The following is a 13,434-nucleotide window of genomic DNA, read 5'->3' as shown; positions in this document are numbered from 1 at the left end:
ACCAAAAAGAACACCGTGGGTGAGGCAGATATCCAGCTCACCATCGACCTGCTGCAAAAAATAAAACCGCAGCAGATTTTTGCCGCCGGTGATTTCGCCGATCCGAACGGTACCCACCTCGTTTGTTTTAACATTATCCTGGCCGCTTTGGACCGTTTAAAAGACACCGAGGACTGGGTAAAAGACTGCTGGCTGTGGATGTACCGCGGGGCATGGCATGAGTTTGAAACCTATGAGATTGAAATGGCCGTGCCACTTTCCCCGCAGGAGGTGATCCGCAAGCGGAATGCTATCTTCAAACACCAGTCGCAAAAGGACCGTCCGGTGTTCCCGGGTGATGATGCCCGCGAGTTCTGGGTACGTGCCGAGGACCGCACCCGGGATACTGCTCAGCGTTATGACCGCCTCGGACTTGCTGAATATGAGGCCATGGAGGCGTTTATGCGGTACAAGTTTTGAGTAGTGAGTGATGAGTTTTGAGTTTCATCCCATCGTCTGTGTCTTCACAGACGATTTGCATTTATTCGTTGAAATAAAGAAAGTTGCCGTGAGGACACGGGCAACGGAAAATAGAAATATATAGACATTTTAATTCCCTCCCCTGGGAGGGGCGCGATGGATTGGTGTAGTGGTAGGGAGGGGTCTATGCGATTAGTTTAACCCCTTCCTCCCCTTCCCAAGGGAAGGAATCGCACTTACCCCTGCTTTTTAAAACTCAAATTAAACCCAGGCACCATATTAATATAAAATTAATAGCTCTAAAATATATTGAATGACCTCAACCATTACTACTGAAAAACCCACACGACTTGTTTCACTTGATGTAATGCGCGGCGCAACCATTGCCGCTATGATACTGGTAAATGATCCCGGCGACTGGGGGCATATTTATCCACCGCTGGAACATTCTAAATGGAATGGATGTACACCTACCGATCTGGTGTTCCCTTTCTTTTTGTTCATGGTTGGTGTAGCAGTGGTTTATGCTATGGAGAGCAAGAAGGCAACCGTGCCGCATGGCAAAATGATATTAAATGCCTTGCGTCGTACGCTTATACTCATCGCCATTCCGTGGATCACGCAGTTTATTTTTCATCCTGAAGGAGGGTTTGCACATTTGCGTTTCCCGGGAGTATTGCCACGTATCGCACTGGTTTACTTTATCTGTACCGTATTTTATTTAAAAACCTCACAAAAAACCCGCGACTGGATATTTGCCTCGGCATTAATTGGTTATTTCATTATCATGACCTGTATCCCGGTACCGGGTGTGGGTTATGCCAATCTGGAGCCCGAAACCAACATGGGCGCCTGGATAGACAGACTGGTATTTACTACCAACCACCTCTGGCGCGAATCGCATACCTGGGACCCTGAAGGTTTGCTGGGCACACTGCCCGCAGTAGCCACCGGCTTGTTTGGTATAAGGGTAGGCAGCTGGTTAAAACGGAAGGACCGTGATGAAAATGTTAAAGTAAGCTGGATGTTTACCTACGGGGTAATAGCAGTTGTAGCCGGCTTGATCTGGGACTTGTTTTTCCCCATCAACAAAGCGCTGTGGACAAGCTCATTTGTACTATACACCGGCGGACTGGCCACCATTGCCTTGGCCATTAGCTATTGGCTTATTGATGTGCAGGGCCATAAAAGATTTACTTACCCTTTTGTTGTTTTTGGGGCCAATGCCATTACCGCGTATGTGCTATCAGGCTTTATTCCGCATTATATGGGTATGATCAAAATTGGCGGGGCATCAATCTATCAAACGCTGTTTGTACCTTATTTTTCACCTGTTAACGCCTCATTGGCAAGCGCCATATTTACAGTAGCCATACTATGGCTGGTTATGTGGTTATTCTACATCAAAAAAATCTTTATCAAAATATAAATCATGAAACTAAACCTTATCGCCCTTATCACATTACTTGTTTTATCAACTACCTGCCTCAAAGCACAAACCGCTGCCCCGGCTTTTACGGCATCGCACCTGAAAGCAGCCGATGACTTTTTAACTGCCACGGGTGTAAATAATCAATTTGGCAGCGTTATGGATAACATGATCAAATCGTCAAGTGCTCAAATACCGGAAGAACATCGTGCGTCCTATTTAAAAGTAATGAATACTTTCATCGCTAAATATTTTACATGGGATATGCTTAAAGATAAAATTGCTACCGTGTATGCTGCCGAATTCACTGAAGATGAACTTATAAAGCTGTCTGCATTTTACAATACCCCGCTTGGAAAAAAAATCAGCTCAAAACTCACTGTACTAACCCAAAAAGGAATGGCAATAGGTCAGCAGGCCGTTGCCGACCACCGACCGGAACTGGAACAAATGATGAAAGATGCCTTTGAAAAGGATACGCCTCCGGCTACCAAGCAATAATTAACATTTTGCAACTTGTAACTAATAATTTCGTTTTGCATCTTAGCATAAAATATTCCCCAATTAATATATGAAATTAAACCTCAAGCTTTCCGCACTTGCCTTAGCTTTGATCATAACCTCGGCAGGCGCTTTTGCGCAGGTTAAAAAAAAGCCGGCTCCATCGTCCAAAGGCAAACCCGTTGTTGCGCAGGCAAAAGCAAAAGCTGATGTATTGCCCGTTGACGACCAGGTGATCATTGGCAAGCTGCCCAACGGATTAACCTACTATATCAGGCAAAACGTTGAACCTAAAAACAAAGCTGAGTTATACCTGGTAAATAAAGCCGGTTCGGTTTTAGAAGCTGATGACCAGCAAGGACTTGCTCACTTTACCGAGCACATGGCCTTTAACGGCACCCGCGATTTCCCTAAAAATGAAATGGTTGATTATCTTCAAAAATCAGGGGTAAAATTTGGTGCCGATCTAAACGCTTATACATCATTTAACGAAACCGTATATCAGCTGCCAATACCATCTGATACCGTTAAAATTTTTGAGAATGGTTTTAAAATATTGGCCAACTGGGCAGGATATGTGAGCTTTGACCCTGCAGAAATAGATAAGGAACGTGGTGTTGTTTTAGAAGAAGAGCGCCTGCGTGGTAAAAATGCCCAGGAACGTTTACAAAATCAAACCTTACCTGTATTGCTTAATAACTCACGCTATGCTTTACGTTTGCCTATTGGTAAGGATGATGTGCTGAAAAACTTTAAACCGGAAACTATTAAAAGTTTTTACCACGACTGGTACCGCCCCGATCTGCAAGCTGTTATAGCTGTTGGTGATTTTGACCCTAAACGGGTTGAGCAACTGATAAAGCAAAATTTCTCTCAGCTGCAAAATCCACCGGCCGAAAAACCACGTGTAAAATATACCGTACCAGCAACTCCCGGTACTGCGGTTAAAATAGCTACAGATGCTGAATTTCCATATACCCTTGCCCAAATCATAGTAAAGCATCCCGGAACAACAACCAAAACAACAACTGATTATATGCAGCAGATCAGGGAGCAATTGTTTAACCAGATGCTTAATGCTCGCCTGGGCGAACTGTTGCAAAAAGCAACCCCTCCATTTTTATTTGGGCGATCAAGCTATGGTGGTTTTTTGGGCGAGCAAGATGCCTTTACTTCCATAGCTGTAGCCCGGCCGGGTGAGCTGGAAGGCGCTATTAAAGCCGTAGTTGCTGAAACAGAACGTGCGCGCAAGTTTGGCTTTACGCTTACCGAATTGGAAAGGGCCAAACAGGATGCCCTGGTACAAATGGGAAATGCCTTTAGAGAAAGAAACAAAACCCGCTCGGTAAATTTTGTACGGGAGTACCAGCAACACTTTTTAACAGGCGAAGCCATACCAGGTATTGAATATGAATACAATTTTTATGTGAACAACATTGGCAAAATAACCCTTGCCGAAATGAATGCGCTTGCCGGTAAATTCATCAGCGACCAAAACAGGGTGGTGATCGTAGAAGCGCCTGATAAGGAAAAAGACAAACTACCTGCCGAAAAAACATTATTACAATGGATAAGCACAGCAGGGCAAAATGTAACCGCCTATGTTGATAATGTATCGTCAGATCCGTTGATTAGCAAATTGCCCGATGGCAGCAAGGTTACCAATCAGGTTGCAGATGATGCCATTGGTACAACCACCTTAACATTGGGTAATGGCGTAAAAGTAATTTTAAAACCCACAGAGTTCAGGAACGATCAGATATTGATAAACGGATACGCCTTTGGCGGTACCTCCTTAGCCAATGATGATGATTTTACATCGGCAAACCTAGCTACCGCCATAATAAGCAACAGTGGTATAGCCCAGTTTAACCAGGGGCAGCTTGATAAAAAACTGGCTGGTAAAAATGTGAACATTTCGCCATACATCAGCGAATTTACACAGGGAATAAGCGGTAGCACGTCACCTGCTGATTTTGAAACTGCATTGCAGCTTATCTACCTGTATTTTACCCAGCCACGTAAAGACAAGGATATTTGGCAATCGCAAATTGACCAAACCCGCTCATTATTAACCAACCGTGGCCTTGATCCGGTAAGCGTATTCCAGGATACCGTGGCAGCTGTATTAAGTAATTATAATTTCCGCGCTATGGTTACCACACCAGCCAGGTTAAACGCGGCATCACTTGATAAAGCTTATTCTTTTTATAAAAGCAGGTTTGCCGATGCAAGCGGCTTTACTTTTACCCTTGTAGGTAATTTTAATGTAGAAACTATTAAGCCTTACCTGGAGCATTATTTAGGAGCCTTGCCATCAACCAACAGTAATGAAACCTATAAAAACCTGGATATACATCCCGCGGCAGGATTGATCAATACAACCGTTAATAAAGGTGTTGGCGAAAAAAGCAGCGTGCAGTTGGTTTTTAGTGGTGAGTTTGACTACAACGAAGCCAACAATTTGCAGATGGATGCACTGGAAGAGGTGCTTAACATTAAATTGATAGAGCGCCTGCGCGAGCAGGAAAGCGGTGTTTATGCGCCGGGTGTAAGAGCAGGGTACCATAAAACCCCAAGCGGCAGATATACTATCTCTGTTTATTTTGGATGTGCCCCTGAAAATGTAGATAAAATGGTAAATGCCACATTAGAGGAAATTGCCAAGATCAAACAAAACGGGGCCTTGCCTGCCGATATCCAAAAATTTGTAGCTAAAGAGGCCCGTTCAACCCAGGAGCAATTGAAAGAAAATATCTTCTGGGCTGGATATTTGGCCTCATCATCACAAAATAAGGAAAACCCTGATCAGATATTGAGCCATGTAAACAACCTGGAACAGGTAACCGTGCAAAGCACCAAAGATGCTGCAAACAAATACCTGAGTGGCAAAAACCTCATCAAACTAATATTAATGCCTGAGAAAAAATAAGTTTTTTCTCCCATTGGGATATATTAAGAACGCCCCGCCAGATGATCCTGGCAGGGCGTTCTTGTTTTGTGCTTAACGTGCTTTAATTCCCTCCCTTGGGAGGGGCGCGGTTGGATAGCGCGGTAGCAGGGAGGGGTTTCTACACATGACACAAGCTTGCATTATTTACTAAACCCCTTCCTCCCCTTCCCCAAGGAAGGAATCGCACTCGTCCCTACTCATTTTTAATTTGGCTTGATGATTCTCAATGCATATTCAAATAGGCCGATGCCGCATCGTGGGCTTTATGCACCACTACGCCAACGCATTTGTTACTGGCATCTATTTCAAAAGAAATGCCTTTATCCATATCGGTATAAACCTGCACTTTGCCGTCTTTATTTTTATAATCACTGGTTGGTTTTAGGTCGTAAGCTTTTTTAATTTCATCACGCATAGCGCCCACTCCAACACCATCAGCTGTTTTAAACTCCGGCGAAGTGATCAATATTTTCTGAATCCGGCTAATGTTCTCGTCCTTACCTCCCATATTCCGATGCGAAAACACACTGGTTTTGTACCCCGAACTATTGTGCTTAGCGTACCACACCATTAATGAGCTTCCCATAGCGGCATCAGAACTATCAGGTCGCCCTAATAACTGACTAACATTTTCAACATCTTCGTTCAATAATATGCGTCCAATGCCCCTACCGGGACTAATGAGCTGGTCGGCAGATATTGTTTTTGTTGTACCTGTATCGGTTGTGGCCGGGCTTTTGGCTATGGAGTCGTCTAATATAGGCTGTTTTACTTTGCCGGTATCGGCGGCTTGTTGTGTGGTATCGGCAGGTGTCTGTTTTTTTGTGGATTGATTACAGGCAAACAGACCTGCACTCAGTAATAATATTATAAGGGAGTTCTTCGTCATATATCAACATAACAGTATTATATTTATTTTGTTGGCCGGGTTATTTACCTAACCAAATTAACATTAATTTGTTGAACAAATAATGATCACAAAAGGCCAACAGGTTATACAGCAATGGTACAAGCAAAAAAACTGGCAGCAGTTCCCTTTTCAGCAGGAAATGGAAGCAGCCTACCTTGCCGGCTACTCAGGTTTGCAGAATGCGCCTACCGGTAGTGGTAAAACCTTCGCACTGTTTTTGCCTTTCCTGGCCAATTTTATTAATAAACATCCCGACACTTATACTACTCAAAAGAACAACGGCCTGCTCATGCTGTGGATAACCCCGCTGCGTGCCTTGACAAACGACATCAGGAAGGCCATGCAGGAATCTTGTGACGAAATAGGTTTGCCATGGCAGATTGCCACCCGCACCGGAGATACATCAGCTGCCGAAAAGCAAGCCCTGAAGCGAAAGCTGCCCGAAGTATTGCTCACCACCCCGGAAAGCCTGCACCTGATGCTGGCCCAAAAAGAATACCCCAAAATGTTCAGCAACCTGCAGATAGTAGTGATTGATGAATGGCACGAACTTTTAGGCACCAAACGCGGCGTACAGGTGGAGCTGGGGTTGTCTAAGTTAAAAGCCTTGAGTTCTGAGTCTTTAGTCCAAAGTGAAAACAATAAACCCCATGCAAAACTTTCAAACTTAGAACTTCAAACTTCAGACTTTGGGCTTCGTATCTGGGGCATCAGCGCAACCATTGGCAATTTAGAGCAGGCTGCCGAAGTATTGTTAGGCAACGATTTTCCGCCGGAACGAATAAAAATGGTGCGGGCCAACCTGGATAAAAAACTGGAAATAAAATCAATCATCCCTGATAATGTGGAGAATTACTCCTGGGCTGGCCACATAGGTTTAAAGCTGTTGCCGCAGGTGATGGAGATCGTGGCGCGCAGCAAAACCACTTTGATATTTACCAATACGCGTTCACAATCCGAAATCTGGTACCATGCCATTTTAGATAACTATCCGGAGTATGCAGGCATCATGGCCATGCACCACGGCTCGTTGGATAATGAGCTGCGTAACTGGGTAGAGCAGGCTCTGCACGCCGAAGCTCTGAAAGTAGTGGTATGCACATCGAGTTTAGATCTGGGGGTAGATTTTCGACCGGTAGATACTGTGGTTCAGGTAGGCAGCCCGAAGGGAGTTGCCCGTTTTATGCAGCGTGCCGGGCGAAGTGGTCATCACCCGGGCGCGGTATCAAGAGCCTATTTTGTGCCCACACACTCGCTCGAGCTGCTGGAGGGTGCCGCCCTTAAAGAGGCCATCAGAAAAGGCATTTTTGAAAGCCGCGACCCTATGTTGCTTACCATGGATGTGCTGATCCAGTACATGGTTACGCTGGCCGTATCGGATGGTTTCAGGGCCGATGAATTGTTTAAAGAGGTAAAAAGCACTTATGCCTTTGCCGATATCACCCGTAATGAATTTGGTCAGCTGCTTGATTTTATAACCAGCGGCGGCAAAACCCTGGCGCAATATGATGAGTTTTTAAAGGTGGAGGTTGAAAATGGCCTGTACAAAGTAAACAGCAGGCGGGTGGCTATGCGTCACCGGCTTAGTATAGGTACCATTACCAGCGAGCTGAGCATCCGGGTAAAATGGCTGAGCGGCGGCAGCCTGGGCACTATCGAAGAATCATTTGTATCCAAATTAAAGCCGGGTAACACCTTTTGGTTCGCGGGCCGCAGCCTCGAATTTATCCGGGTTAAAGAAATGACCGCCTATGTAAAAAAATCAAACTCCAACAAGGGCCTCATCCCCAGCTGGAATGGTGGCCGGATGCCTTTATCGTCGCAACTATCTGCCGTGTTCAGGGATAAACTGGATGAGGTAGCGCATGGTATTGAAAAAGATGAAGAAGTTATCGCTCTTAAACCCTTATTTAATTTGCAGCAGGAACTTTCGCACCTGCCCCAAAGTCATGAGTTTTTGATCGAGTCATTTAAATCGCGCGAGGGGCACCACCTGTTATTTTACCCCTTTGAGGGCCGGTTGGTACATGAGGGTATGGCTTCGTTGCTGGCCTTTCGCATCAGCAAAATAAAACCCGCCAGCTTCTCCATCGCCATGAACGATTATGGATTTGAGCTACTCACAGATGAGGATGTACCTATTGACGAGGTACTGGAAGATGTCAGCTTTTTTTCGATTGATAACCTGTTGGATGATATTCAGCACAGTTTAAATGCCAACGAAATGGCACGCCGCCGTTTCAGGGATATAGCCCACATCGGCGGACTTGTGTTTACAGGATACCCCGGTCAGCAGGTAAAAAACAAGCACTTACAGGCATCTACCTCCTTATTGTTCGAGGTATTTACCGAGTATGAGCCCGATAACCTGTTGGTGCGGCAGGCTTATAACGAGGCGCTCGCTTTTCAACTGGAGGAGTTTAGACTCAGGGCAGCGCTGCAGCGCATAGCTACACAAAACATTATTCTTAAAGTAATTGAACGCCCTACTCCATTTGCTTTCCCTATTATGGTTGACAGCCTTGGCCGTGAAAGATTGACCACCGAAACCATGGAAGAGCGAATAGCCAAAATGGCACGAAGCTACGGTGCCGAAGGTGTTGCCGAACCCGCCGAAAATCGCAGAAACCGAAAATCCGGAATTACCAGGAAGAAAGGCTTTTAGCTCGATACCTAAAAAACACATCATTGAGGCACGAAGCAAGAAGCCCCCTCTAAATCTCCCCCAAAGGGGGGAGACTTTGAAAGTGTTTTAAAGCCCTCTCCTTTGGAGAGGGTTGGGTGAGGCCCTGAAATTTGCACATCTACACATAAATTCCACCAGGCTTTATACCTTTGCCCTCATGGAAACTATTACCTGGCACGATTTTGAGCAAGTAGAACTCAGGGTTGGAACTATTCTGGAAGCAGCAGATTTCCCCGAAGCACGCAAACCCGCCTTTAAGGTAAAGGTTGATTTTGGGGAGTTCGGCATTAAATGGTCAAGTGCGCAGATCACTAAACATTATACCAAAGAAGAATTAACCGGCAGACAGATCGTCGCGGTCATCAACTTTCCTAAAAAACAGATCGCTAATTTCATGTCGGAATTTTTGGTTACCGGTTTTGCCGATGAAAATGGCGATATAGTTTTAGCCGCCATTGATAAACCCGTGCCAAACGGTAGTAAACTTATTTAAATGAGATATATCAATTTTGAGGACGAGCCCGCTATTTCGCCCGACGATTTTTTCATGGGCGAGGCTTTAAAAGAAGCCCGCTATGCTCTTGAAGAAGATGAGATACCCATTGGCGCCATTGTGGTATACGGCGGCAAGATCATAGGGCGTGGCCACAACTTAACCGAGCGATTGAGCGATGTATCGGCACATGCCGAAATGCAGGCATTAACCGCCGCGGCCAACTCCATGGGTGGTAAGTATTTGCCGGGCTGTACTTTATATGTAACTATGGAGCCTTGTGTAATGTGTGCCGGGGCATCCTACTGGTTCCAGGTGAGCAGGATTGTTTTTGGCGCTTATGATACCAAGCTTGGCTTTGGCAGGCTTAATCAAAAAATAACCCATCCCAAAACGGTTATTACCGGAGGCATCCGTGAAAACGAATGTGCCGAACTGGTAAAAAGTTTCTTTAAAGGGAAGCGGAAAAAATGATGTCTGAATCAAAGTTTTCAGAATTTATAAATTAAGAGAATGGGTTATTCGAATTTGATAACCCCTGAAGACTTCTCACATTCTGTAAATTCTGATTCCAGACAAATACCTGACAAACTTTTTAGAACAAAAACTGAGTTCAACTCTTATATTTGTTACGTCACAACATTAAACTTTTAAACTTTAATAATAAACAATTATGGCATTTACACTACCGGCGTTACCTTACGCTACCGATGCTCTGGAACCGCACATTGATAAACTGACCATGGAAATTCACCATGGCAAACACCATCAGGCTTACGTAACCAACTTAAATAAAGCCCTTGAAGGTAAACCTGAAGCTGATAGCAGCATTGATGATATCATTAAAAATATTTCAAAATTTCCGCCTGCTGTACGCAACAATGGTGGTGGTCATTACAACCACTCTTTATTCTGGACATTGCTTTCTCCAAACGGAGGCGGCGAGCCTACTGGCGCTTTAGCCGATGCTATAAAAAGCACTTTCGGTTCATTTGCCGATTTTAAAACTAAAGTGTCTGAAGCTGGTGCAACCCGTTTCGGTTCGGGCTGGGCATGGTTAATTGTTACTGCCGATAAAAAACTGGCTATTACATCAACTCCAAACCAAGACAACCCATTAATGGATATTGCCGAAGTAAAAGGCACACCAGTTTTAGGTATTGATGTTTGGGAACATGCTTACTACCTGAAATATCAAAACCGTCGCCCTGATTATTTAGCGGCTATCTGGAACGTGATCAACTGGAAACAAGTTGCCGAGCTTTACGCAAAAGCAACAGCTTAATATTAAGAACCTATAAATTTAAAGCGGCAGAGTTTAAACAATTCTGCCGCTTTTTTTATTTAATTTTATTTTATATAATTTAACTTGTCATCCTGAGCGCAGCGAAGGATCTATTCACCGACATGTATGGTGAAGATAAGATTCTTCGCTGCGCTCAGGATGACAAGTTAGGTTGAAAAACCATCATCCCTATGAAAGCCATCGTTTTAGAAGCCGCCGATAAACCACTGGTATATAAAGAGGTTGAAAAACCAACCCTTGCTCCCGGCGAAGTATTAGTACATATAAAAGCCGCCGCATTAAACCGCCGCGACTACTGGATAACCATAGGCCGGTATGCCGGTATCAAATATCCATCCATATTAGGATCAGACGGGGCCGGTACAGTTGCCGAAGTTGGCAGTGAGCAGGATAATCACTGGCTAAACCAGGAAGTGGTCATCAACCCAAGCAACAACTATGGCCAGAGTGATGATTACCAAGGAGCGGATTTTAAGATATTGGGCCTGCCCGATAATGGCACTTTTGCCGAATATGTAAAAACCCGTGTAGAATATCTGCACCCCAAACCCGCTCATTTAACCTGGGATCAGGCCGCAGCCATTCCGCTGGCCGGGCTAACCGCTTACCGCGCATTATTTACCAAAGCTAAAGCCAAAAAAGGCGATAGGGTTTTGATATCTGGCGTTGGCGCGGGGACGGGCGCTTTTGCACTGCAATGGGCTGTAGCTGCCGGATGCCAGGTTTTTGTAACCTCGGGCAATGGCGAAAAAATTGAACGCGCCAAACACCTGGGCGCGGCAGCAGGCGTAAATTATAAGGCGCAGGATTGGGCCGAACAACTGAAACTGATCGTTCACGGTTTTGATATCATTATTGATAGTGCCCTGGGTCCGGGGTTTGCCAAATTCCCTGATCTTTGTAATCCCGGCGGGCGCATCGTGATCTTTGGCGGAACAGTAGGTAATATCCCTGCACTTGACGGACGCAAGATATTCTGGAAGCAATTGCAACTCCTGGGCACCACCATGGGCACCACAGCTGATTTTACGGCTATGCTACAATTTGTAAACGAGCATAAGATAATTCCCATAGTTGATGAAGTGTTTCCGCTGAGGGATGCGCAAAAAGCCATTGACAAAATGGAAAATTCCTCACAGTTTGGTAAAATTGTACTGCAGAACCTCTAATAATAGCTGTTTAAACATTTGTATATAGCGCGATTGCCTAATAATCTACTAATTTTGTGGACTTTATTTAGGCATGATCAAAAAACCCATAGACCTGCTGCTGAAAGAGTCGGCAGAAGTAGGAGAACATTCATTAAAACGCACACTTGGCCCGGTTAACCTGATATTGATCGGGATAGGCATCATCATAGGAGCAGGGTTATTTTCATTAACCGGTATCGCGGCCGGTCAGCATTCAGGACCAGCGGTAACCATCTCCTTCCTGATAGCTGCTTTAGGCTGTACATTCGCCGCACTTTGTTATGCCGAGTTTTCGGCCATGATACCGGTTGCGGGCAGTGCTTATACCTATTCTTATGCTACTATGGGCGAGCTTTTTGCCTGGATCATTGGCTGGGACCTGGTGCTTGAATATTCCGTTGGTGCCGCTACCGTGGCCATTAGCTGGTCGCAATACCTCACTAAATTCCTGTCCTGGTTTGATCTTTACCTGCCCCCGCAGCTTACCTTATCCCCTTTTGAAACCGCCAAAGCTGCCAATGGCGATGTGGTGAGCGGTATTATTAACCTGCCCGCGGCCTTAATAGTTATTATTGTTACAAGTATCATCATCCGGGGTACAAAAGGTTCGGCTTTGGTTAATGCCATTATTGTAAGTTTAAAGGTGGGTGTGGTACTGGTGTTCATAGCTGTTGGCTGGTCGTTCATCAACCCGCAAAACTATCACCCTTATATCCCGCAAAATACAGGCGTATGGGGAGATTATGGATGGTCGGGCATATTACGGGGCGCGGGATTGGTTTTCTTCGTATTCATTGGGTTCGATGCCGTATCAACCGCGGCACAGGAGGCTAAAAACCCGCAGCGAAACATGCCCATAGGTATCATCGGCTCGCTGGTAGTTTGTACAATCCTGTTCGTGATCTTCGCCCATGTTATGACGGGCATGGCTAATTATAAAGAGTTCATTGGCTCAGGCGCTCCGGTTGCCATCGCTATCGAAAAAACACATTACCAATGGTTAAGCAAGGCTATTGTGCTGGCTATATTGATAGGTTATACCTCGGTTATATTGGTTGATTTACTGGGCCAGTCAAGGGTATTCTTCTCCATGTCGAAAGATGGATTGCTGCCCAAAGTATTCTCTGATGTGCACCCTAAATTCCGCACGCCATGGAAATCAAACATTGTGCTGTGCGGCTTTATCGCGTTATTCGCTGCTTTTGTACCCATCCGCGTGGTGGGCGAAATGACGAGTATTGGTACTCTGCTGGCCTTTGTGATGGTTTGCGCGGGAGTACTTATATTACGTAAACAGCAGCCCAATGTGCACCGGCCGTTTAAAACACCGTTTGTACCTGTTGTGCCTATATTGGGCATATTGGTTTGCTTTGCCATGATGACATTTTTGCCCGGCGATACCTGGCTGCGATTATTAATTTGGTTGGCAATTGGTTTAGTTATATATTTCACCTACGGTAAAAAGAACAGTGTAATACGAAAAAGGCTTGCGGCTAAGCAGGAATAG

Annotated in this window: 10 protein-coding genes and 1 pseudogene; 10 read left to right on the top strand and 1 reads right to left on the bottom strand. The window is 45.1% G+C overall.

Going from position 1 to position 13,434, the window contains the following annotated elements; translation table 11 throughout:
- The 4 genes and pseudogenes from M2273_RS21735 to M2273_RS21720 all read left to right on the top strand — a co-directional run.
- Positions 1–459: pseudogene (locus tag M2273_RS21735) on the top strand (glucosamine-6-phosphate deaminase); the annotation flags it as partial.
- Between the two features lie 313 nt (positions 460–772).
- On the top strand, positions 773–1,888 hold the full coding sequence (locus M2273_RS21730; protein ID WP_429399875.1) for an acyltransferase family protein: 1,116 nt from the start codon (positions 773–775) through the stop codon (positions 1,886–1,888).
- A gap of 3 nt (positions 1,889–1,891) precedes the next feature.
- Positions 1,892–2,389: a DUF2059 domain-containing protein gene (locus tag M2273_RS21725; protein WP_429399874.1), complete on the top strand. Its 498-nt coding sequence runs from the start codon at positions 1,892–1,894 to the stop codon at positions 2,387–2,389.
- A 70-nt stretch (positions 2,390–2,459) separates the two neighbouring features.
- On the top strand, positions 2,460–5,321 hold the full coding sequence (locus M2273_RS21720; RefSeq protein WP_429399873.1) for a M16 family metallopeptidase: 2,862 nt from the start codon (positions 2,460–2,462) through the stop codon (positions 5,319–5,321).
- A 244-nt stretch (positions 5,322–5,565) separates the two neighbouring features.
- Here M2273_RS21720 and M2273_RS21715 read toward each other — a convergent pair whose 3' ends face one another.
- Positions 5,566–6,231, bottom strand: coding sequence for a hypothetical protein (locus M2273_RS21715; RefSeq protein WP_429399872.1), 666 nt, complete (start codon positions 6,229–6,231; stop codon positions 5,566–5,568).
- Positions 6,232–6,313: 82 nt separating this feature from the next.
- Between M2273_RS21715 and M2273_RS21710 the strand changes: the two genes are divergently transcribed.
- The 6 genes from M2273_RS21710 (at position 6,314) to M2273_RS21685 (ending at position 13,434) form a co-directional block, all read left to right on the top strand.
- Positions 6,314–8,917, top strand: coding sequence for a ligase-associated DNA damage response DEXH box helicase (locus M2273_RS21710; RefSeq protein ID WP_429399871.1), 2,604 nt, complete (start codon positions 6,314–6,316; stop codon positions 8,915–8,917).
- A gap of 178 nt (positions 8,918–9,095) precedes the next feature.
- Entirely contained in the window at positions 9,096–9,431 is a 336-nt protein-coding gene (locus M2273_RS21705) for a tRNA-binding protein (protein WP_429399870.1), read from the top strand.
- Complete coding sequence (locus M2273_RS21700) at positions 9,432–9,905, top strand: nucleoside deaminase (protein ID WP_429399869.1); 474 nt, start codon at positions 9,432–9,434, stop codon at positions 9,903–9,905.
- A gap of 199 nt (positions 9,906–10,104) precedes the next feature.
- A complete protein-coding gene (locus tag M2273_RS21695) occupies positions 10,105–10,716 on the top strand; it encodes a superoxide dismutase (protein WP_429399868.1) in 612 nt (203 codons plus the stop codon).
- Between the two features lie 191 nt (positions 10,717–10,907).
- Positions 10,908–11,906 carry a zinc-binding dehydrogenase gene (locus M2273_RS21690; RefSeq protein ID WP_429399867.1) on the top strand — a complete coding sequence of 333 codons (999 nt, stop codon included), beginning with the start codon at positions 10,908–10,910 and terminating at the stop codon, positions 11,904–11,906.
- A 73-nt stretch (positions 11,907–11,979) separates the two neighbouring features.
- Positions 11,980–13,434: an amino acid permease gene (locus tag M2273_RS21685; protein WP_429399866.1), complete on the top strand. Its 1,455-nt coding sequence runs from the start codon at positions 11,980–11,982 to the stop codon at positions 13,432–13,434.

Origin of the sequence: Mucilaginibacter lappiensis, assembly GCF_050433765.1 — a bacterium.
In the GTDB taxonomy this organism is placed as follows: Bacteria; Bacteroidota; Bacteroidia; order Sphingobacteriales; family Sphingobacteriaceae; genus Mucilaginibacter; species Mucilaginibacter lappiensis_A.
This window is presented reverse-complemented; position numbering and strand designations above follow the sequence as displayed.